Annotated in this window: 19 protein-coding genes; 7 read left to right on the top strand and 12 right to left on the bottom strand. The window is 64.5% G+C overall.

Features of this window, described 5'->3' with window-relative positions; genetic code table 11:
• Positions 1–85: 85 nt before the first annotated feature.
• The 4 genes from LCM4577_RS26165 to LCM4577_RS26150 all read right to left on the bottom strand — a co-directional run bounded on the left by LCM4577_RS26165 (position 86) and on the right by LCM4577_RS26150 (position 3,976).
• Complete coding sequence (locus LCM4577_RS26165; protein ID WP_071074090.1) at positions 86–1,270, bottom strand: mandelate racemase/muconate lactonizing enzyme family protein; 1,185 nt, start codon at positions 1,268–1,270, stop codon at positions 86–88.
• Between the two features lies 1 nt (position 1,271).
• On the bottom strand, positions 1,272–2,375 hold the full coding sequence (locus LCM4577_RS26160; protein ID WP_071074089.1) for a mandelate racemase/muconate lactonizing enzyme family protein: 1,104 nt from the start codon (positions 2,373–2,375) through the stop codon (positions 1,272–1,274).
• Between the two features lie 22 nt (positions 2,376–2,397).
• Positions 2,398–3,087, bottom strand: coding sequence for a GntR family transcriptional regulator (locus LCM4577_RS26155; protein ID WP_071035414.1), 690 nt, complete (start codon positions 3,085–3,087; stop codon positions 2,398–2,400).
• A gap of 97 nt (positions 3,088–3,184) precedes the next feature.
• Positions 3,185–3,976: a 2OG-Fe(II) oxygenase gene (locus tag LCM4577_RS26150; protein ID WP_244508437.1), complete on the bottom strand. Its 792-nt coding sequence runs from the start codon at positions 3,974–3,976 to the stop codon at positions 3,185–3,187.
• A 99-nt stretch (positions 3,977–4,075) separates the two neighbouring features.
• Between LCM4577_RS26150 and LCM4577_RS26145 the strand changes: the two genes are divergently transcribed.
• Complete coding sequence (locus LCM4577_RS26145; RefSeq protein ID WP_041009050.1) at positions 4,076–5,002, top strand: LysR substrate-binding domain-containing protein; 927 nt, start codon at positions 4,076–4,078, stop codon at positions 5,000–5,002.
• A gap of 76 nt (positions 5,003–5,078) precedes the next feature.
• Here the strand turns inward: LCM4577_RS26145 and LCM4577_RS26140 are convergent, their stop codons facing one another.
• The 3 genes from LCM4577_RS26140 to LCM4577_RS26130 are packed head-to-tail and all read right to left on the bottom strand — an operon-like array spanning position 5,079 to position 9,735.
• Positions 5,079–6,227: an efflux RND transporter periplasmic adaptor subunit gene (locus LCM4577_RS26140; RefSeq protein WP_071074088.1), complete on the bottom strand. Its 1,149-nt coding sequence runs from the start codon at positions 6,225–6,227 to the stop codon at positions 5,079–5,081.
• 14 nt (positions 6,228–6,241) lie between these two features.
• Positions 6,242–9,439, bottom strand: a complete 3,198-nt coding sequence (locus LCM4577_RS26135) for an efflux RND transporter permease subunit (protein WP_071074087.1) — start codon at positions 9,437–9,439, stop codon at positions 6,242–6,244.
• Positions 9,433–9,735: a hypothetical protein gene (locus LCM4577_RS26130; protein WP_244508436.1), complete on the bottom strand. Its 303-nt coding sequence runs from the start codon at positions 9,733–9,735 to the stop codon at positions 9,433–9,435. The genes LCM4577_RS26135 and LCM4577_RS26130 overlap by 7 nt, the downstream gene beginning before the upstream one ends.
• Positions 9,736–9,923: 188 nt before the next feature.
• On the opposite strand from LCM4577_RS26130, the gene LCM4577_RS26125 reads away from it, so the two are divergent.
• The gene (locus LCM4577_RS26125) at positions 9,924–10,505 is read left to right on the top strand and encodes a TetR/AcrR family transcriptional regulator (protein ID WP_071074086.1); all 582 of its coding nucleotides are present in this window, start codon (positions 9,924–9,926) and stop codon (positions 10,503–10,505) included.
• Positions 10,506–10,921: 416 nt separating this feature from the next.
• Here LCM4577_RS26125 and LCM4577_RS26120 read toward each other — a convergent pair whose 3' ends face one another.
• The 4 genes from LCM4577_RS26120 to LCM4577_RS26105 form a co-directional block, all read right to left on the bottom strand.
• A complete protein-coding gene (locus tag LCM4577_RS26120) occupies positions 10,922–11,944 on the bottom strand; it encodes a LacI family DNA-binding transcriptional regulator (RefSeq protein WP_040990919.1) in 1,023 nt (340 codons plus the stop codon).
• A gap of 87 nt (positions 11,945–12,031) precedes the next feature.
• A complete protein-coding gene (locus LCM4577_RS26115) occupies positions 12,032–12,826 on the bottom strand; it encodes an ATP-binding cassette domain-containing protein (RefSeq protein WP_040990921.1) in 795 nt (264 codons plus the stop codon).
• A gap of 4 nt (positions 12,827–12,830) precedes the next feature.
• On the bottom strand, positions 12,831–13,817 hold the full coding sequence (locus LCM4577_RS26110; protein WP_041009057.1) for an ABC transporter permease: 987 nt from the start codon (positions 13,815–13,817) through the stop codon (positions 12,831–12,833).
• Positions 13,818–13,924: 107 nt separating this feature from the next.
• On the bottom strand, positions 13,925–14,857 hold the full coding sequence (locus LCM4577_RS26105; protein ID WP_041006111.1) for a substrate-binding domain-containing protein: 933 nt from the start codon (positions 14,855–14,857) through the stop codon (positions 13,925–13,927).
• A 51-nt stretch (positions 14,858–14,908) separates the two neighbouring features.
• Here LCM4577_RS26105 and LCM4577_RS26100 point away from each other — a divergent pair, with 51 nt between their 5' ends.
• On the top strand, positions 14,909–15,133 hold the full coding sequence (locus LCM4577_RS26100; RefSeq protein WP_131803305.1) for a hypothetical protein: 225 nt from the start codon (positions 14,909–14,911) through the stop codon (positions 15,131–15,133).
• On the opposite strand, the gene LCM4577_RS26095 is transcribed toward LCM4577_RS26100, so the two are convergent.
• Positions 15,130–16,287, bottom strand: a complete 1,158-nt coding sequence (locus LCM4577_RS26095) for a fumarylacetoacetate hydrolase family protein (protein ID WP_071074085.1) — start codon at positions 16,285–16,287, stop codon at positions 15,130–15,132. The two genes, LCM4577_RS26100 and LCM4577_RS26095, sit on opposite strands and share 4 nt — an antisense overlap.
• Positions 16,288–16,485: 198 nt before the next feature.
• On the opposite strand from LCM4577_RS26095, the gene LCM4577_RS26090 reads away from it, so the two are divergent.
• From LCM4577_RS26090 to LCM4577_RS26075, 4 genes are all read left to right on the top strand, one after another.
• Positions 16,486–17,769: an FAD-binding oxidoreductase gene (locus LCM4577_RS26090; RefSeq protein ID WP_071074171.1), complete on the top strand. Its 1,284-nt coding sequence runs from the start codon at positions 16,486–16,488 to the stop codon at positions 17,767–17,769.
• 99 nt (positions 17,770–17,868) lie between these two features.
• Positions 17,869–18,756 (top strand): ABC transporter permease, encoded by an 888-nt coding sequence (locus LCM4577_RS26085; protein WP_071035423.1) that lies wholly within the window; start codon positions 17,869–17,871, stop codon positions 18,754–18,756.
• Positions 18,753–19,571 (top strand): ABC transporter permease, encoded by an 819-nt coding sequence (locus LCM4577_RS26080; RefSeq protein ID WP_071035424.1) that lies wholly within the window; start codon positions 18,753–18,755, stop codon positions 19,569–19,571. Before LCM4577_RS26085 ends, LCM4577_RS26080 begins: the two co-directional genes overlap by 4 nt.
• A 27-nt stretch (positions 19,572–19,598) precedes the next feature.
• Entirely contained in the window at positions 19,599–20,669 is a 1,071-nt protein-coding gene (locus tag LCM4577_RS26075; protein ID WP_071035425.1) for an ABC transporter substrate-binding protein, read from the top strand.
• The last annotated feature ends 92 nt before the right edge of the window (positions 20,670–20,761 follow it).

Below are 20,761 nucleotides of genomic sequence, written 5' to 3'. Positions count from 1 at the left end.
AGATTTTCTTGATGAATTGTCTGTCGGCCAGGCGACTTGTGGCCGCCTTTTTCCAGATAAGTCCTGCTAGCTTTTCGACATCCTCCTAATTCAGCGGCAGTCTGCGGTAGGTCCCGGGCTTTTCCGGGTCGTGATATTTGTTGCAAGCACCGTTCTCGACGAAGTCGCGGTGGCAGGCGGCAAGCCTTTCCCGTACCAGCGTGACCCCGAGGCCATGCCCTTCCGGCACCGGCACAGTGTTGTTCTTCGGCGTAAACGGACCTTCCTCGATAATGTCCATCGGCTGCATGCGAAACAGCGACTGGTTGGGCTCCCTGATCCAACCGAGCGCGGCGCACAGATGCAGGTAGCAGGCGCTGCCGATGCCGGTGTCGCCGCTGTAGCACCAGTAGTCGATGCCGGCATGCTCGCAGGCGCCGACGAAGCGCAGCATGCGGTTGATGCCGCCATGCGCGGTCGGGTTGCCGACGAAGGCGTCCGGCACCTTCAGCTCCATGGCGCGGGCGATGTCGATGTTGTGGGTCGAGAACGGTATCGAGGTGTGGCGGCGCAGCTCACGCATCTCCTCGATGGTCGCCACCGGGTCCTCCCAGTTGCGCACGCCGAGTTCTTCCAATGGCCGCGCCAATTGTCTGGCCGTGGCCAGCGAATAAGCCTGGTTGGAATCGATGCGGATCATCGCATCGTCGCCGAGCCTCTTGCGGATCAGCTCGACCATCTTCATGGAAACTTTGGGATCGTGCGTTGAGAACTTGCCTTCGAAGAAGGTCGTGCCGTGGCGCTCGTTGAGCTCGACGCAGTAGTCGGCGACCTCTTCCGGTGTCTTCTCGCCTTTCACCTTGGCGCCGTCGCCGCGCAGCGAGAAATAATCGGTGAAGGGAATGTCCTTGCGCACCGCGCCGCCGAGCAATTGGTAGAGCGGCTGCTTCCACGCCTTGCCCCGCAGGTCCCATAGCGCCATCTCGATGGCGCCGAAGGCCATGATGCGGGTGCGGTCGTTGATCGACTGCACGCCGCTCCAGAAGGGCAGGCAGACTTCCTCCGCGCCGGCGATGTCGAAGGCGTCCCGGCCATTGAGTCTCGGCGCCAGCACGTCGTTGATGATGGCCGCCGCGCCCGGCGTCGGCGCTTCGCCGATGCCGACGAGCCCGTCCTCGGTCTCGACCTCGACGATGGTCGGCGAGAAGCCGTCGAGCTCGCCGAAGACCCAGACGTAAGGCGCTTCCAGCCTGTAGTTGATTGGTGTCGCCTTGACGCGCCTGATCTTCATGTCAGCCGATCTCGAAGAAGGGCTCGCCGAGCAGGCCGGGGTCGACATCGATGCCGAGGCCAGGGCCGTCGGGTACGCCCATATGGCTGCCGGTCACCGGCGGCGCGTTCCTGGCCGTGCGCACCGTGACCCATTCGTGGAAGGCGATGGCGTGCAGCCGGCGTTCCGCCGGTGTCGACAGCGACAGATGCGCCATCGCCGCGGTATCGATCTCGGCGCCGCCGGTGTCTTCCACCGTGATCATGAAGCCGAGATCGACGGCGACGTCGCGGATCAGTCGTGTCTGCGTCACGCCGCCCAGCCGCGAGATCTTCAGCGTCAGCCCGTCGGCGGCACCGCGGCGATGGATCTCCAGCATCTCGCCCAGCGAGGTGACGGACTCGTCCAGCACCATCGGCTTGTCGAGCATGCGGCGCACCGACATGTTCTCATCGAGCGTCGTGCAAGGCTGCTCGAATGTGTAGTCGATGCCGCGCGTGGCATCGGCGAACTGCCGCGCCTGGTAAGGCGTCCAGCCGGCATTGGCGTCGCAGAAGATCACCGTGCCTTTCGGCACGGCAGCGGCCACCGTCGTCACCCGCTCGATGTCGTCATGCACGTTGCCGCCGACCTTGACCTGCAGGCGCCGGCAGCCCTCGGAAATGATCCGCTTGGCCAAAGCCGCCATCTGGTCGAGCGTGCCGTGGGTGACGACCCGGTAGGTCTCCGCCATGTCGCTCTCGCGGCCGCCGAGCATGGTCACCAGCGGCACATCAGCCGCTCGCGCCGCGAGGTCCCAGCACGCCATGTCGAGCGCCGACTTGATGTAGGGGTGGCCCTTGAACACCGTGTCCATCAGCCGGCCGATGCCGGCGAACCCGCGCGGATCCTGGCCGATGAGATGCGGCGCGATCTCCGGCACGCCCGCGCGTGCTCCCGCCGGGAAGGCGGCCGAGTAGAAATTGCCGAGCGGCGCCATCTCGCCCCAACCGGTCAGGCCGCTGTCGGAGGTGATGGCGACGATCACCGCGTCGAAGCAATCGGCGACGCGCCCCTTGGACATGCGGTAGGGCCCGTCCACGAAGGGCTGCACGACATGATAGGCCTTGATGCTCTTGATCTTCACTTTGCCGTCGTCCGCTTGTCRGTCAGTTCTTCGACGCGCGCTTTTCGAGGCCGCGCGCATAGGCGAGAAGCTCCTCGAAATCGAGGTCGATATGCTCGCGCGCATGGCGCTGCGCTGCGCGCATGTCGGCGCCTTTGAGCAGCGCCACATAGGTCTCGTGCACGTCCTCGGCCGGCACCGGCTCGTTGCGCGCCCGCTGGTGCAGGGCGAAATACATCTGCAGCCGGCTGGTCAGGCGCTGCCAGGTCTCCAGCAGCACCGAATTGTCGGCCCATTCGTAGATCAGCCCGTGCAGTTGCAGCGCCGTCTCGATCTGGCGCGTGGTGTCCTTTGCCCGTGTCGCCTGCTTCACCGCTTCATGGCGGCGGTCGAGCTCGTCGAAGAAGCGCTGGTCGCGCTGCGGCCAGGCGAGTTCGATGGCGAATTCATCGAGCACCTTGTTAAGCGAATAGGCGTCGATGATGTCCTTGGCGGTGACGTCGACCACGAAGGTTCCGGCGTAAGGAATGCTGGTCAGGATGCCTTCCTGCACCAACTCGCGCATCGCCTCGCGCAGCGGCGCGCGGCTCACCCGCATCTGCTCGGAAATCCGGAGCTCGTTGAGCTTCTGCCCGGGCTCCAACTGGCCGGTCAGGATGGCGCGCCTGAGCAGGGCGACGATCTCCGCCCTGCGCGTCGTATCCGCGATCGGACCGAAATCCAGCTTTGCCATGGGTCGACTCCCAGGAGGAATTTCTGCAAGACAAGCAGATTGTCGACAATCTAACAAGAGCTGATTTCCACGAACTGCGGATTTTGAACCGGCAGTCTCAAGCCGCTCGCCCGTAGAAACCGATCCGCTCCTCGTCGGTGAACATCACGCCGGGGCGTTCGTAATAGGAGAACACCGCGATCATGCGCTCGCGATTGCCCTCGACCGTGGTGACGCGATGCGCGGTGTTCTTGCCGCGGAAGACGTTCAGCGTGCCGGCCTTGATGCGCAGGATTTTTGCTTGGGGGTCGCGCCCCTCGAGCAGCTTGGCTACCCCGTCATAATTCGGGTCGCTGTCCGTGCGCAGGTCGGTGCGGTACTCGAAGTCGCCGCCGCGCTCGGGCGCCTGCAGCAACAGCGTCGTGGTGAATTCCGAGCGGTCGAAATGCCAGTTGAGCGCTTCGCCGGCACGGTAGCCCATGACATTGGCTCGGGCGAGGGGATCCTGCATGACGTAAAGGTGCGGCTTGTCCATTGTCGCCGCCAGGAACCGCACCAGCGGCGCGTATTCGTAAATCGAAAGCACGGTGCTACCGGGAATCTGGTCGGCGCAGACCGTGTGGCTGATCGTCTCCACTTTGCGCAGCGCCGGATGATCCGGCGAAAGCTCCGGGATCGACGGCTTGAAATAGATGTTGTGCATTCGCCTGTGGACATGCGAGCGCGTGTCCATCACCGGCCGGATCTCGGCGACGGCCTTTTCGACCATGCCGGGGCGCAGGAAGCCTTCGAGGTTGAACATGCCGTTGGCTGCCAGCGCGGCCTTGGACTCGCCCACCAGCCGTTGCCATTCGGGGGTGCCTTCGCGGTCGAGCGGGTAGCGGTCCAGGTCGAGAATGGTTTCGATCATAGCGTCCTCCGAAATCTGGAGGTCACTTCACACCAAGGAAAACTTTGCCACAACGCGGAAAATTGTTAGGGTTTCCCAAGAAAAACTTTCGAGGATGGCATGGAAAAGCTTCCGCCATTGAACGCGATGAGGGCTTTCGAGGTCGCGGCCCGCGCCGGCTCCTTCACGCTTGCCGCCACCGAGCTCGGCGTCTCCTCGGCCGCGGTCAGCCAGCAGATCCGCAACCTGGAAGACTGGTTCGGCAAGCAGCTCTTCATGCGCAACGGCAACCGCATCGCGTTGACCGACGCCGGCCACGCCATCTATCCGCAGACGGCGCACGCGCTGGGCGAGATCGCGGCGGTCGGCCGGCGCATGCTGGAAGGCGGCCTGCGCACGCGCCTCGTGGTCAGCGTGCCGTTCTCGCTCGCCGAGCTTTGGCTGGCGCCGCGATTGGCGGTGCTGCTTGAAAGCTTCCCGCAAATGGCGATCGACGTCCGCGTCGAGGACGATCCGATCGACGTGGTGCGCCAGAACATCGATCTGCGCATCTCCTATGGCGACTACCACTATCCGGCGCTGAAAATGGTCCGGCTCGTCCATGACGACGTCCTGCCGGTCGCAGCCCCCGAGTTCTGCCAGCGCCACGGCGCTGCCGATCTGGCGGACATGCATGAAAGCCACTTCATCCACACCAATTGGGGGCCGAATTATGCCTCGCATCCGAGCTGGGCGGACTGGTTCGCCGCCGCCGGCGGCAACCGCGCGCCGGACCCCTCGCATGGCCGCCGCGTCGGCTTGTCCAGCCTGGCAATCGGCGCGGCGCGGCTTGGCCTGGGGATAGCTCTGGGCCAAAGGGTCATGGCGAGCCCCGACCTGGAGGCAGGCCGATTGATCGCCCTGTCCTCCGTCTCGGTTCGCCTCGGCCAGCCCTATTGCGCCTTCATGCTGCCGGCCAAGGCAGAACGCGCCGATATCGCCGGCCTGGTCGAACTGCTGGCGAGCAATCCCCGCGAAGCCACGCACAGTGCAGTCGTCGGGGACTGACTGAACCCACACAGCAAAACGGTGCCCTCGACGTGGGAGTCGAGGGCACCGTCGGACCGGAAACTGATGGGGGTTATCAGCTGGCCGGTTTCGGTTGCGGCAAGGGAGAAACCGGCATTCCGGGTCCGATCTTCTGCAGATTGCCCGTGATCACCTGGTCGGTCTCGGAGATGCCGGAGGTCACGGAAATCAGGTCGCCGTCGGTGGGCCCAAGCGATACCAGCTTCTGGTCGACGGTGTTGCCCTTGCCGATGACATAGAGGTACTTGCCGAGCTGGCTGGAACCGAGCGCCACTTGCGGCACCATCAGCGTGTTGGGCTGCTCCTTCACATGCAGCCGCACCCGTACATATTGCCCCGGCAACAGCGTGAACTTGGCGTTGCCGATCGTGGCGCGCGCCGTGATGGTGCCGGTCGAATRGTCGATCGTGTTGTCGATGAAGGTGAGCTCGCCCTTTTGGCTGGGTTGTGTCTCGCCGGGCARCAAAACGTCGACGGCGATCGGCCCGTTGGCCTTCGCCTGCTCGATCTGCACGAGATCGCTCTCGCTCGGATTGAAGGTCACATAGATCGGGTCGAGCTGCACCAGCGTGTTGAGCACCGTGCCGGCGACGCTGACCAGCGTGCCGACCGAGGCCTGGTTGCGGCCGATGCGTCCCGGGAACGGCGCCTTGATCTCGGCATAGCCGAGATTGAGCTCGGCCGTCCGCACCGCTGCCTGGTCGACGGCAAGCGCGGCCTGGGCCGTGCGCAGATTGCTGGTGCGCTGGTCGAAGCTGTCCTTGTCGAGATAGCCGGCCTTGGCGAGATCTGTGCCGCGGCCGAGATTGGACTTGGCGTATTCGAGCGTCGCGGCATCGCGCTGCACCTGTGCCTTCGCCTGATCCAGCGCGGCCTGATAGTCGTCGGGCGCGATGCGGTAGAGCAGGTCGCCCTGCTTGACGTCGCTGCCGTCGGCCGCGGTCTGCTCCTGCAGATAACCCGGCACACGGGCCTGCAGCGTGATGCTGCGGATCGGCTCGACCCGCGCGGCGTAGTCGAGATAGATCGGCAGCGTCTTCTTGACGACATTCACCACCGGCACCGGCATGACGAAGGCCGCCGGGGCGGGCGCTGCGCCCGCGGTGCCGCTGCCGAGATAGCCCGGATTCAGCAGGTGGACACTTGCCACCGACACTGCGCCCACCGCGACGGCGGCGCCTAGAGCGATTTTCCATCTACGCATTTTGGTCTCCAATCTTATTCAGCCGCTTGTGCGAGCGGCTGAAGCGCCGGCTCGGCGGTCGGTTCGATTTCTTTTGGCTGAGGGGCGTCGTGGTGCCCCTTGGCTGGTTCTTTTTCGCCGCGCTCGCGCAGCTGTTCGATCACCGCGTAAAAGACGGGCACGAAGACCAGCGACAGGATGGTCGCCGCCACCATGCCGCCGAAGACGGTGGTGCCGATCGACTGCCGGCTGGCAGCGCCCGCGCCCGTCGCGAACATCAGCGGCAGCACGCCGAGGATGAAGGCGAAGGCCGTCATCAGGATCGGCCTTAGCCTCAGCCGTGCCGCTTCCATCGAGGCCTCGATGATGGTCAGGCCTTCCTCGCGCCGGCGTCTGGCGAACTCGACGATCAGGATCGCGTTCTTCGCCGCCAGGCCGATCAGCATGACGAAGCCGATCTGCGAGTAGACGTCGATCTGCATGCCGCGCAACAGGAGCACGATGAAGGCGCCGAACAAAGCCAGCGGCACGGCGAGCAGCACCATGAAGGGCATCGCCCAGCTTTCATACTGCGCCGCAAGGATCAGGAAGACGAAGACGATCGCCAGCCCGAACACGACGGAGGCGATCGATCCGGCCTTGAGCTCCTGGAAGGTGATGCCGGTCCATTCATAGCCGAAGTCGCGTGGCAGCACGTTGGCCGCCGCCCGCTCCATCGCGGCCACCGCCTGTCCGGACGAGAAGCCGGGGGCAGCGCCGCCATTGATCAGGGCCGAGGCGTTGTTGTTGTAATGCGGCACGGTCTCCGGACCGACGATCGGCACCAGCTTGCCCAGCGTGCTCAGCGGCACCATGCCGCCCGACGCGTTGCGCACGTAGAGCCTGGAGATGTCGGTTGCGTCGGCGCGCGCGTCCTTGTCGGCCTGGATGGTCACCCGGAAGGTGCGGCCGAACAGGTTGAAATCGTTGACATAGAGCGAGCCGAGATAGATCTGCAGCGTGTTGAAGACGTCCGGCAGGTTGAGGCCGAGAAGCTTCGCCTTGCTGCGGTCGAGGTCGTAGTTGAACTGCGGCGTCGAGGTCGAGAAGGACGAGAACAGCTGCTGCGGGTTGAGTTCGGGCTGCTTGCGCGCCTCCGCGATCAGCGCCTGCGTGACGTCGTTCAGCGCAGCGCTGCCGCGACCCGACAGGTCCTCCACCTGGAACTCGAAGCCACCGGTGGTGCCGAGGCCCGGGATCGAKGGCGGATCGAAGGACAGCGCGAAGGCTTCAGGCATCTGCAACAGCTTGCCGCGCACCTGCTCGACGAGCTTCGAGGCGCTCTGGTCGGGCCCACGCTCGTCCCAGGGCTTCAGGATGGCGAACTCGACCGCTGAGTTCGACTGCGCGGCGCTGGTGAGGAAGTTCAGGCCGCTGATCGAGCCGACGATGTCGACGCCGGGCGTGTTCTGCAGGATGTCGCGCGCCTTCTGCGCCACCGCGTCGGTGCGTTCGAGCGAAGCGCCGTCCGGCAGCTGGATGACGACGAAGAAATAGCCTTGGTCTTCGACGGGCAGGAAGGTCGAGGGCAATTTCTGCCAGACGAAGTAGGTGGCGACCAGGCCGGCCGCGAACAGGCCGAGCATGATCCAGCGCAGCTTGATCAGGATGCGCACGCCATGCGCATAGGCATGCGACAGCCAGTCGAAGCCGGCATTGAACCAGCGGAAGAGCACGAACTRGGTCGCGCCGCGATGGCGCAGGAAGGCAGCGCTCAGCGCCGGCGACAGCGTCAGCGAGTTGAAGGCCGAGATGCCGACCGATATCGCCACGGTCAACGCGAACTGGTTGTAGAGCCGGCCGGAAACGCCCGGGATGAAGGCGACGGGGATGAACACCGCCATCAGCACCGCCGTGGTGGCGATGATCGGTCCCGTCACCTCGGCCATCGCCGCGCGTGTCGCGGCCAGCGGCTTGAGCCCGGCCTCGAGCTGTCGTTCGACATTCTCGACCACGACGATGGCGTCGTCGACGACCAGGCCGATCGCGAGCACCATGCCGAGCAGCGAGAGCATGTTGAGCGAGAAGCCCAGCATGTACATGATCGCCAGCGTCGCGATCAGCGAGACGGGAATGGCGATGGTGGGGATGATGGTGGTGCGCCAGCTCTGCAGGAAGACGAACACCACCGCCACGACCAGCACCAGCGCCTCGCCGAGTGTGATCAGCACGTCATGCATCGAGGCCGACACGAAGCGTGTCGTGTCGTAATGCATGGCGTAGTTGACGCCCTTCGGGAAACGCTGCGACAGCTCCTGCATCTTGTCCTTGACCCGCTGCTGCAGGTCGAGCGCGTTGGAGCCGGGCATCTGGTAGACGGCCAGAACCACGGTCGGGTCCTTGCCGAAGAAGGCGGACGAGGAATATTGCAGCGCGCCGAGCTCGATGCGGGCGACGTCGCGCAGCCGCACCAGCGAGCCATTCTGCGAGTTCGCGCGCACGACGATATCGCCGAATTCCTTCGGGTCACTCAAGCGGCCGACGGCATTGACCTGCATCTCGAAGGCGGTGCCGGCCGGCGCCGGCGACTGGCCGATCTTGCCGGCCGCCACCTGCACGTTCTGCTCGGAAATGGCGTTCTGCACATCGACCGCGGTTATGCCGAGATTGGCCAATTTGTCCGGGTCTAGCCAGACGCGCATCGAATAGCGGCGTTCGCCGAAGATCTGCACGTCGCCGACGCCGGGCAGGCGCTTCAGTGGGTCGACCACCTGCAGATAGGCGAGGTTGCTCAGTGCCACCGGATCGATCGAGCCGTCCGGCGAGGTGAGGTCGACGATCAGCACGAAATTGGGGTTCTGCTTCTTGATCGTCACGCCGCCCTGGTTGACGATGGCGGGCAGGGAGGATGCCGCTTGGCTGACGCGGTTCTGCACGTCGACGGCCGCCGTGCTCAGCGGATAGCCGACGTCGAAGGTGATGGTGATGGTGGACGAGCCGTCATTCGAGCTCGTCGACGACATGTAGGTCATGCCTTGCACGCCGTTGATCTGCTGCTCGAGCGGCGTGGTGACCGTATCGGCCACGACCTGCGCGCTGGCGCCCGGATAGTGCGCGCTGACCACGACCTGCGGCGGCGTGATGTCGGGGAACTGCGAGACCGGCAACAGGAAATAGGCGATCGCGCCGGCGAGCACCATGATGATGRCAATCGCCGACGCGAAGATCGGGCGGTGGATGAAGAAGTTCACCATGATGCGGACGCCTCGCCGAACGGTTTTGCGAAATGGCGCAGGCGCCGGGCCCGGCCGGAACCGGAATCCTGCAGGAAGGATGGCAGGACTTCATCGTCCGGCGCCTGTTCCGCCGCGCGCTGGCGCAGCAGCCGTTCGAAGGCTTTGGGGTCGATCCCATCCGCCTTCATCACCAGCCGGATCATCGGATCCCGGATGGCTTCGTCGATCGTCAGGTCTTTGCGCTTTTGCATAGGAGTGGCTCCTTGCTCGGCCCGCATCGCATGATCACGGACCGCTTTTTTCTCGTTCTTCACCGGCCGAAGCCGCATGACAGGCAGGTTTTGCGTCCTATTTCACTCTGGCAGGACTATCGGAGGCCTTGTCGTTTGACGGCGAGTGATATAGGTGTTACCAGTAAGTAACATACTGGAAGTTACAGACCGGTAACACCCTAGTCAAGAGGTGGCGACGGTTTTTTTGGAAACGACGAAAGGAGATCATCATGACTGACGGCGTCGCGGAGCGTTCCCGCCCCCGGGATCGAATCCTGGAGACGGCGCAGGACATGTTCCACAAGCACGGCATCAAGGGCGTTGGCGTCGACGCCATCACCGAGGCTGCCGGCACCAACAAGATGACGCTTTACCGTCACTTCGAGTCCAAGGACGAGCTGATCATCGAATGCCTGCGCGCCACGGCGGCGAAGGGTGCCGCGGTTTGGGATGAATTCGAGGCCCAGCATCCTGGCGACAAGCTGGCGCAGCTCCATGCCTGGGTTCGCAAAGTCGCGGACATGCTCGTTTCCGACAGCCGTGGCTGCGACATGGCCAATGCCGCGGTCGAGCTGACGGAAACGGATCATCCGGCCAGGCGCGTGATCAAGGAGCTCAAGCAGGCCCAGCGCGACCGCCTCGTCGCGCTGTGCCGGGACGCCGGCATCGGGCAGGCGGAGCTTCTGGCCGACACGCTGTCGCTGTTGTTCGAGGGCGCGCGCGTGAGCGTGCAGACCGTGGGCAGCGAGGGCCCGAGCGCGCAATTCGTGCGCATGGCCGAAAGCCTGATCGCCTCCTTCCGGGCGCGCTGAACGCGACTTACGGACTCCCCCTCATCCGGCCCTTCGGGCCACCTTCTCCCCGAGGGGAGAAGAGGTAGCGCCGGCGCTGATCGTCTCCTCTCCCCTTGGGGAGAGGTCGGATTGCCCGAATTGCTCTTGCAATTCGACTTGGCAATCCGGGTGAGGGGCTGGCGCACCTCAGCTTACCGCTGATCGGGCAAAGAAAAAGCCCGCTGCCGGGAGGAGGAGGCAGCGGGCTTCGATTTCGAATACGGCACGGGAGGAGGTGTACCGTATTCACCGTCGGTGTCTGGGAGGAGGAAGACATCCGACAGGTCAATAAATACGAGCTGCCCAACGATTCGGCAATTGCCAAGCGTGCATAGCTGCTGTGCAGAATTGCAGGATCAATCGTCAGACAAATCCACGAAACAGTCGCTGGCCTGCTACTGCACCGGCACGTTTTCCTTGAAGATCAGCCGCGGCTCGATGAATTTCTTGGTCAGGTAGGGCGCCGAGGAGGCGATGGAGCCGAGCAGGCGGATGACCGACTGCTCGGCGATCAATCGCGCATTCTGGTCGATGACGACGTCGGCGAGATCGTCGACGAGATAGCGGCGCGTTTCCTTGGTCAGGTCGTGGCAGATGAAGACCGGCTTCCTGCGCGGCTTGGCTTCCAGCAATGCCTTGGCGACGCCCGAGCGCCCCGCGCCGACGCAATAGATGCCGAGCAGCTCGGGTTCGTCGTGCAGCGCCTTGATGGTGGCGCGGTAGCTGGCGTCCGGCTCGTCGTTGATCTCGACGGCGCTGGACACGGTGAGGTTGGGGAACTCCTCGCTCAGCACCGAGCGAAAACCCATCTCGCGCTCCTCGTGGCCGCGATAGGAGCGCGAGCCGACCACCATCGCCAGATGCCCCGTGCGGCCGCCGAGGAAGCGGCCCATCAGCAGCGCCGCCGTGCGGCCGGCCACCCGGTTGTCGATGCCGACATAGGCCGAGCGGGGCGCGGCCGGCACGTCGGAAATCAGCGTGACCAGCCTTATCCCGGCATCGACCAGCTCGCGCAGGATGTTGCGCGTGCGCGGATGGTCGACGGCGATCACGCCGACGCCGTTGGCCTTGAGTGAGAGGTTCTCCACAGCGCTCTGGAGCGCGCCCGGCGAAATGCCGGCAAGGTTGTGGATGCGGCATGAAGCGACCAGCGGCAGGCGCGCCGCATAATCGTCGATGTGGTGGGCAAGGTCGGCCATGAAGGCGTTGGACCCGATCGGCAGGAAGAATTCGAGATGCGCCGGCTTCGAGGGCAGCACGACCTGGTCGAGCGTCGGCAGATAGCCGAGCTGCTTGGCCGCCTCCATCACGCGCTGACGGTTGGCCGCGCTTGCGCCCGGCCGGTTGTTGAGCACCCGGTCGACGGTCGCTGTCGACAGGCCGCAGCTTTTGGCGATATCGGCTACGGTGGCTTTCATGGGTCCAGTCATAGGGGCTTATGCGATCCTGTGCCAGCTCAAGGCGTGAACGGCGCTTGGCCGCTGATGCGATTTGCTGGTCAGCAATCAGCCATGCCGCTGCGGGCCATCGGAAATCGCGTCGCGGATTTCCTTGTCCGACATGCCGGTGATGACGCGCTCGACCTCGGCGACCGTGGTCTTCTTCGGGTCGATGTCGTCGGCCACCACCTTGCCCCGGCGCATCACCACGATTCGGTCGACCACCTGGAAGACGTGGTGGATGTTGTGCGCGATGAAGATGCAGGAATGGCCGGAATCGCGGGCGCTGCGCACGAAGCTCAAGACCCCTTGCGTCTCGGCGACGCCGAGATTGTTGGTCGGTTCGTCGAGGATGATGAGATCGCTGTCGAAATGCATGGCGCGCGCGATCGCCACGGCCTGCCGCTCGCCGCCCGACAGCGAGCCGATCGGCGTCGTCGGCGGGATGTTCTTGGTGATGCCGACTTCCCTCAGCAGGTCGCGCGCCACCGCGTTCATCGCCTCCTGGTCCATGCGGTTGAGGAAGCGCGGCGGCTTGATCGGCTCGCGCCCGAGGAACAGGTTGCGGGCGATCGACAGCTGCGTGACCAGCGCCGAGTCCTGGTAGATCGTCTCGATGCCGTGCGCGATGGCATCGCTGGTCGAGCGCAGCGTCACCTTCTTGCCGCGGATGAAGATGTCGCCGCTGGTCAGCGGCACGGCGCCCGACAGCACCTTGATCAGCGTCGATTTACCGGCGCCGTTGTCGCCGAGCAGGCCGACGATCTCCTTTTCATTGACGTGGAAATTGGCGTCCACCAGCGCCTGCACGCGCCCGTAGGACTTGCGGATGTTTGTCATGCGGATCAGAGGCTCGGCCATCGTCTTAAGTCCCCGCCTGGTGCCGGCGCTCGAGCCATGAATGYAGCGCCATCATGCCGAGGATGATCGCGCCGATGAAGATGTTGTAGGCCAGCCCCGGCACGCCGATCAGCACGATGCCGTTGCGCATGACGCGCAGGATCAGGATGCCGAGCACGGTACCGATGATGGTGCCGCGCCCGCCGGTCAGCGCCGTGCCGCCGATCACCACCATGGCGATGACCTCTAGCTCGTAGCCCGTGCCGCTGTTGGGGTTGGCCGCGGATGTGCGCAGCGACGAGATCACGCCGGCGAGCGATGCCATCACCGCCGACAGGATGAACAGGCCGACCTTGACGCGGTTGACGTTGACGCCGCGCGCGCGGGCGGCATTGGGATTGCCACCGGCGGCCTGGATCCAGTTGCCGGTGCGGCTCTGTGTCAGCACGTAGCCCAGCGCGATCGCGGCGCCGATGAACCAGAACAGCGAGGCGTAGATGCGAAACGGGCCGACATAGAAGTCGCCGACCAGGATGTTGGCCAGCCAGCTGCCTTCCGCGCTCCAGGTCCGCTGCGGGAAGCCGTCGGTGATGAACAGCGCCGTGCCGCGCACGACCAAAAGCATGCCGAGCGTCACCAGGAAGGACGGGATCTTGAGCTGGGTGACGAACCAGCCATTCACCAGCCCGATCAGCGCGGCAACGATCAGTGCGATCAGCAGGCCCATCTCCAGCGAGGTGACGCCGCTGTTGTAGAGCGTCCACATCAACACCGGCGAGAAGCCGAACAGCGAGCCGACGGAAAGGTCGAATTCGCCCGATGTCATCAGGAGCGTCATCGCCAGCGCGATCAGGCCGAGCTCGACGGTGAAGGCCAGGATGTTGGAAATGTTCTGCGGCGACAGGAAATCGGGATTGATGCCCCAGAAGACAACGAGCTCGACGATGAGCAAAACCAGCGGACCGAATTCCGGCCGTGCGATCAGGCGTTGGATGTGAGAACGGTTTTCCATTGAACCCGCGACGTTACGGCCGGCCTGCCTGGCAGAGGCGGGCGCGGCGGGACAGGAAAAAGGCGGCCGCGACCGGGTGAAGTCGCGACCGTTCGAGTTTCAAGGGATTATTTGCCGGACAGGATCTTGTCGTAGACGCCGGCGGTGTCCTTCTCATAGAGCGCGCCGGTGATGACGTTGAAACCCGGGGGGATGCCGCTGGCGGCCATGTTGGCCAGCGAAAGCGCCACATAGCTGGTCGCCTGCGGGTCCTGCCACTGCGCGGCATTGACATAGCCGTTCAGCACTTCCTGCGTGGTGTCGAGCGAGTTGCCCCAGCCGACCACCGGAATCTCGCCCGGCTTGACGCCGACCTGGTCGAACACGCGCTTGATCGAGCCGGTGACGAGATCGCCGAGGCCTATGATGGCTTTCACCTTGCCTTTGTGCGCGGTGAGATAGTCGACCATGCGGTTGATCACTTCGGCCTGGTCGAGCGTCGCCTCGGTCACCTCATAGGTGATGCCGGCCGGCTCGAACACGCTCTTGATGCCTTCCTCTTCCTGCACGCCATAGGTTGCGCCGGGGATCTCGACCGGCATCCAGACGAAGTCGCCCTTCTTCACCAGGCCCTTGTCGACCAGGTATTGCGCCCAGTGCTTGCCGAAGGTGACGTTGTCGCCGCCGACATAGGCGTTGAAGTTGGCCTTCGGATCGGGCGTGTTGAAGTTGATGATCGGGATGTTGGCCGCGCGCGCTTCCTTGGCGAGCTCAATCAGGCTGCCCGGATCGGGGCTGGTGGTGACGATGCCGTCGGCCTTGGCCGAGATGGCGGCGCGGATCGCCTCCTGCTGCGAGGCCACATCGCCGTTGTGGAAGGACGTGTTGACCTTGTTGCCGGTGTCATCAGCCCATTGCTTGGCGCCAGCGAGGAAGTAGGTCCAGACCGGATCGGCCGGGCCGCCATGCGAAATCCAGTAGAACGTCTTGGCCTCGGCCATCGCCGGAACGGCGAGCATGGCGATCAAGCCAAGCACGAGCAGTCTTAGCCGCGAAAGCATTCGATTTCCTCCCATGTTGAAACTCTCCTCCTGGATCGGCGCGACGCGGCCTTGGACCGCATCTCCTGCCGGCGCCGACCGGAACATCTAGAGCATTCTCTTTTTCCGGCGCTGGCAAGCCTCTATCGCCAATGGATGTTGGGTGAGGCGCGCACGCCATCAGCAATCCCATCAGATTGCATCAGATCAGGTGCTATTTTCTGGGGCAAGCAGGTGCCGTTAGCCCATCGGCTCGCCGTGGTGGCCTGCGGCGATGTCGCCTCGGTCGAGCGCTAGAGAAGGCCTGCCTTGGCCAGGTCGCGCATCAGGTGGCTGGCGCCGTAGGTCCAGTACGGGCAGTCAGGCGACAGGCGCACGCGGTTGGTGAGCGCGCCGAGCTTTTCGGACGAGATGGTGACGATGTCGCCGACCTTGTGCGTAAAACCCTTGCCCTTTTCGCCGCGATCCTTCGAGGGCACGAACGTGGTGCCGAGATAGAGCGCCAGCCCGTCCGGATACTGATGGTGCGGCCCCATCGCCGCCTTGACCAGCTCCTCCGGCGAGCGGCTGATTTCCGCCATCGAGCTCGCGCCCTCCAGCGAGAAGCCGTCCTCGCCCTCGACGCTGAGCCGCACCGTGGCGCGCTTGACGTCGGCGATCGAAAACGTCTCGTCGAAGAGCCGGATGAAAGGCCCGAGGGAGGCGGAAGCGTTGTTGTCCTTGGCCTTGCCCAGCAGCAGCGCCGAGCGGCCCTCGACATCGCGCAGATTGACGTCGTTGCCGAGCGTGGCGCCGACGATGCGGCCCGAACTGTCGGCGATCATGGCGATCTCCGGCTCCGGATTGTTCCAGGTGGAGACGGGATGCAGTCCGACATCGGCGCCGAAGCCGACCGAGGCCATAGGCTGGCATTTGGTGAAGATCTCGGCGTCCGGGCCGATGCCCACTTCCAGATATTGCGACCAGGCGCCACGCGAAATCAGCTTGGCCTTGATTTCCATCGCCTCCGGCGAGCCGGGTTTCAGCTTCGACAAATCGTGGCCGATCAGACCGGCGATGTCTGCGCGGATGGCGTCCGCCTTCTCCGCCGAGCCGCGCGCCTGCTCCTCAATGACGCGCTCGAGCAGGCTGACGACGAAGGTGACGCCCGAAGCTTTCACCGCCTGCAGATCGACAGGCGAAAGCAGAATGGGCTTCCGGGCGTCGCGTTTGGTCTCGAAGCTGTTCGCCGCGATGTCGGCGAGCGCGCCGACCGCCTTGCCCTTGGCCGAACGCACATGGCCGGCCGGATCCTTCAGCTCGCAAAGGTCGCGCACCGTGGGCGCCGCGCTCGAGGTGATGTCGATCACCTGGCCGTCCCGYACCGTGACCACCAGCGGATGGGACGTTTCGCTGATCCTGGCGCGACCGACGAAAAGGCCGTCGGCGGGCAGGCGGGTTTGGTCGGTCATGGTGATGCTTCCTCTCGATTTTTCGCGCGCGGCACTTTTCCCCGATTTCGCGGAAACGTCTATCCCGCCGACCGCAACATTTATGACCACGCATGTGCTGTCACACAGCCATGGCCGAACTGGCCCATCGAAGCGCTCTTTCAAGTTTATGAAATCGACAATAGGATTTTCACGAAGTTCCAGCGCGTAGGTGACCTCTTGCCCGCAGCCTTTTCCGATCCGATCTGGCGAAAGCCCCAGGCGGCCACGGCGTTCCGGTCCGAACTGTTGGCCGGCGGCACGCTCGACGCGGTCATCGTCGGTGGCGGCATTATGGGGCTATCGACCGCCCTGCACGCAGCGCGCGCGGGCCTTTCCGTTCAGGTGCTTGATGCCGGCGCGATCGGGCAGGGTGCTTCGGGTCTCAATGGCGGCCAGGTTATTCCCGGCCTCAAATATGATCCCGAATGGCTGCTCGAGCACCTCGGAAAGGAGCGCGGCGAAGCCCTGGTCGACTTCGCCGCCGCGACAGCTGACGCGGTGTTCGATGTGATCCGCGACGAGAAGCTGGCCGTGCCGGTCACGCGCAATGGCTGGATCCAGGCCGCGCACACCGAAACCGCCCTGAAGGCAGCCGCCAACCGCGACCGCCAATGGCGCTCGCGCGGCGCCGATGTCGAACTGCTCGACAAGGCGGGGATCGCGGCGATGACCGGCGCCAAAGGCTATCTCGGCGGCTGGCTCGACCGCCGCGCCGGCGTCATCGATCCACTTTCCTACACGATGGAATTGGCGCGCGTCGCCGCGGCCGCCGGCGCCAAGATCGCCGAGCAGCAGCGGGTGGTGAAGCTCGCCAAGGAGGCCAACGCCTGGCGGGTTTCGACGCAAGGCGGCGCCGAGTTGCGCGCCAAATCGGTCGTGCTCGCCACCAACGCCTATACGGACGGGCTGTTGCCCGGGCTTGCCCAGACGATCGTGCCGCTGCATTCCTTCCAGATCGCCACCGTGCCGCTGCCGGCGGACCTTGCCGCAGACATCCTGCCGGGCGGCCAGGCGGTTTCAGATTCCCGCCGCATCCTGGTCTATTACCGCCGGAGTCCCGATGGCCGGATGGTGCTGGGCGGGCGTGGCCGCATGGCGCTGCCTTCAAGTGCGGCCGACTGGGCACATTGCGAACGCGCGCTGCTGCGCCTTTATCCCGCGCTAGCCGGCATCGCGATCGAGAAGCGCTGGTTCGGCCGTGTGGCGCTGACGCCGGACCACCTGCCGCATCTGCATGAGCCGGAAAAGGGCCTGCTCGCGGTCGTCGGCTGCCAGGGCAGGGGCGTTGGCCTGATGAGCGCGCTGGGCAAGCGGATGGCGAACTACCTTGCCAGCGGCGACGCAAGGCAATTGCCGTTCCCGCTGTCGCCGATCAAGCCGATCCCCTTCCACGCCTTCCGCCAGGTCGGCGTCGCTGCCGCGATCACCTGGTATCGGATGCTCGACGCATTTGAGCGTTGACCACGCGTGCGGCGCACAAGCGATTCAGCTTGACAGTTTCATGAATATGAAAAAGCATTGGTGGATTTCAAAAATCCACAATGCCCAACAGGCAGTCAGATGTCGACCATCATTGCAGCACGGCCATTGCCGGAGAACCGCGTCTCGCCGGTGTTCCGCTTCGCCATGCTGCTGCCGGGCGGGCTGGTCACGTTCTTCCTGATCCTCTTCGCGCTTGGCCTCGTGGTCTTCCTCGCCTTCAGGGGCAATGACGGCTCGCTGCTCGGCGTCGGCCTGACGGCGGAGAATTTCCTCACCGTCGCCACCGATCCGCTTTACTGGACAGTGACGCTGCGCTCGCTGGCAATCGCCGGCATGGTGACGCTCGCCACCGTCGTCACCGCCTATCCGGTCGCCTATTACCTCGCCTTCCATGCCGGCCGCCGCCGCAACCTTTTGCTCTTCCTAGTCACGCTGCCCTTCTGGACGAGCTATCTTTTGCGCGTCTTCGCCTGGAAGATCGTGCTTGCCTATAATGGCGTGCTGAACTCGACCTTCATCGAGACCGGCCTATGGTCGCAGCCGACGCTTGCCTTCCTCAACACGCCGGCCGCGGTGGTCGTCACGCTCGCCCACGCCTACGCGCCCTTCGCCATCCTGCCGATCTATGTGGCGCTGGACACGATCCCGAAATCGCTGCTCGAAGCCGCGTCCGATCTCGGCGCGCGGCCCTTCACCAGCTTCCGCCGTGTGGTGCTGCCCAATTCCATGCCGGGCGTGCTGGCTGCGGCGCTCGTCGTCTTTGTGCCGACGGTCGGCGACTATGTCACGCCGGCCATGGTCGGCGGCCCGGCCAGCACCATGATCGGCACACTGATCCAGTCGCAGTTCGGCAAGGCCAATGACTGGCCGTTCGGCGCGGCACTCTCAGTCTGCGTCATGCTGGTGATCCTCTGCGTCGTGCTGGTCACGCGCGGCGCCGACCGCCGGTTCGGCAGCCGCACATGAGCGCCCGGGCCGATGCCAATAGCGACGGCCGCTGGCTTGGCCTCTATGTGCTTGGCTATCTCGTCTTCCTCTATCTGCCGGTGCTTTTGATCCCGCTGTTTTCCTTCAACAACTCCATCCAGGCGGCGTTTCCGTTGCAGGGTTTCACGTTCGACTGGTACCGGACGCTCTACGGCAATCCGGCGCTCTCCGGCGCCTTGGCCAACAGCCTGATCATCGGCGTCGTCGCCGCTTCCGGCGCGACACTCTGCGGCATCACCGTGTCCTACATGGACCTCTACGGCCGCTCGCCGCTCGCCGCCACGATCAGCGCCATCGCCCGGCTGCCGATCCTGATCCCGGGCGTCATCGTCGGTATTTCGCTGTTGATCCTGGTCAACCTCATCGGCCTTGGCCCGTCGCGCGTTTCCATCGTGCTCGGCCACATCCTCGTCGCGCTGCCGACGACGGTGGTGGTCATGCGCAGCCGCTTCGCCGCCATCCCGAAGACGATCCGCGAGGCGGCGCTCGACCTCGGCGCGTCCGACTGGACGACATTCCGGCGCGTCATGCTGCCGCTGAGCGCGCCGGCCGTGCTGTCGGCCTTCATGCTCGCCTTCCTGACCTCGTTCGACGAATTCATCGTCGTCTTCTTCCTCGCCGGCACCGAGCCCACGCTGCCGCTTTATATCTGGAGCCAGCTGCGCTTCCCGCGCTCGCTGCCGACCGTGATGGCGCTGGGAACGGTGATCCTCTGCGTCTCCTTCATCATCGCCGGCGCCGCAGAAATCCTTCGCCATCGCGGCCTCGGCGCCGCGCGCCGCAATCCAGCCTGAACCACAACAAAGAAGAGGAGAACGAAAATGACATTCCACCTGAAATCGATCACCGGACATAAAGCCCGGGCGGGCCTTGCCGCGCTGGCTCTGGCCCTGTCGTCGACGGTCGCTCTGGCCGCCGACAAGCTGCAGTATTTCACCTGGTCGGGCTATGAGTTGCCCGATTTCAACAAGAGCTTCCTTGCCGCGCATCCGGACGGCGTCGAGGCGACGATCTTCGGCGATGACGACGACGCCTTCACCAAGGTCAAGGCCGGCTTCCGCCCTGACATCGCGCATCCCTGCTATGACAAGGTGGCGCGCTGGAACAAGGAAGGTCTGCTGCAGCCGATCGATACCAAGCGCATCAAGAACTGGGATTCGATCTTCCCGGTGTTCAAGAATCTGCCCGACCTGCAGGCCGGCGATGGCAAGGTGTGGATGGTGCCGTGGGACTGGGGCAATACCTCGATCCTCTACCGCACCGACCTGGTGAAGAACCCGGAGGCGAGCTGGAACCTTCTGTGGGACAAGCAATATGCCGGCCGCATGGCGACCATCGACGCGGTGCATGACACGCCGATCGTCGCGGCGTTGCTCGCCGGCGTGAACCCCTTCGACATGACGCCGGCTGAGATGGACAAGGTGGCCGAAAAGCTGCGCGAGCAGCGGCCGCTGCTGTCGAGCTACACCACCGACATGACCTCGGTCGAGCAGGCGCTGGCGAGCGGCCAACTGGTCGCCGCCATGACCTGGAACGCGTCCGCAACGTCGCTGAAGAAGCAGGGCGTGCCGGTCGAGTTCATGAAGCCGAAGGAAGGCATGCTCACCTGGGCCTGCGGCTTCGTCATGCTCAAGGACGCCAAGAACGTCGACCTCGCCTATGACTTCATCAACAGCCGGCTCGATGCCGACTCGGGCAAGTTCCTGATCCAGTCCTACGGCTATGGCAGCTCGCTTTCGACCGCCTTTGCCGGCGTGTCGAAGGAGGAGCTCGACAAGCTGCAACTGCCGGCCGATCCGGACGTGATGCTGAAGAGCACCATCTTCACCGGTCCGATGAAGCAGAATGACGATATGGCCAAGATGTTCGAGAAGGTGAAGGCGGGAGGTTGAGTGGCGCGGACTCCCCTTCTCCCCTTGTGGGAGAAGGTGGCCGCGCAGCGGCCGGATGAGGGGTGTTCCAGGGAAAGCCAACGTCTCACTCC

It is taken from the genome of Mesorhizobium sp. LCM 4577 (assembly GCF_001854795.2).
GTDB lineage: Bacteria > Pseudomonadota > Alphaproteobacteria > Rhizobiales > Rhizobiaceae > Mesorhizobium > Mesorhizobium plurifarium.
This window is presented reverse-complemented; position numbering and strand designations above follow the sequence as displayed.

What these genes read in the sequence shown, in the direction of transcription:
- LCM4577_RS26150 (WP_244508437.1), bottom strand. Translation starts at nt 3,976, where the DNA reads ATGATCGAAACCATTCTCGACCTGGACCGCTACCCGCTCGACCGCGAA.
- LCM4577_RS26105 (WP_041006111.1), bottom strand. Translation starts at nt 14,857, where the DNA reads ATGCTTTCGCGGCTAAGACTGCTCGTGCTTGGCTTGATCGCCATGCTC.
- LCM4577_RS26145 (WP_041009050.1), top strand. Translation starts at nt 4,076, where the DNA reads ATGGAAAAGCTTCCGCCATTGAACGCGATGAGGGCTTTCGAGGTCGCG.
- LCM4577_RS26165 (WP_071074090.1), bottom strand. Translation starts at nt 1,270, where the DNA reads ATGAAGATCAGGCGCGTCAAGGCGACACCAATCAACTACAGGCTGGAA.
- LCM4577_RS26085 (WP_071035423.1), top strand. Translation starts at nt 17,869, where the DNA reads ATGTCGACCATCATTGCAGCACGGCCATTGCCGGAGAACCGCGTCTCG.
- LCM4577_RS26155 (WP_071035414.1), bottom strand. Translation starts at nt 3,087, where the DNA reads ATGGCAAAGCTGGATTTCGGTCCGATCGCGGATACGACGCGCAGGGCG.
- LCM4577_RS26080 (WP_071035424.1), top strand. Translation starts at nt 18,753, where the DNA reads ATGAGCGCCCGGGCCGATGCCAATAGCGACGGCCGCTGGCTTGGCCTC.
- LCM4577_RS26120 (WP_040990919.1), bottom strand. Translation starts at nt 11,944, where the DNA reads ATGAAAGCCACCGTAGCCGATATCGCCAAAAGCTGCGGCCTGTCGACA.
- LCM4577_RS26075 (WP_071035425.1), top strand. Translation starts at nt 19,599, where the DNA reads ATGACATTCCACCTGAAATCGATCACCGGACATAAAGCCCGGGCGGGC.
- LCM4577_RS26125 (WP_071074086.1), top strand. Translation starts at nt 9,924, where the DNA reads ATGACTGACGGCGTCGCGGAGCGTTCCCGCCCCCGGGATCGAATCCTG.
- LCM4577_RS26115 (WP_040990921.1), bottom strand. Translation starts at nt 12,826, where the DNA reads ATGGCCGAGCCTCTGATCCGCATGACAAACATCCGCAAGTCCTACGGG.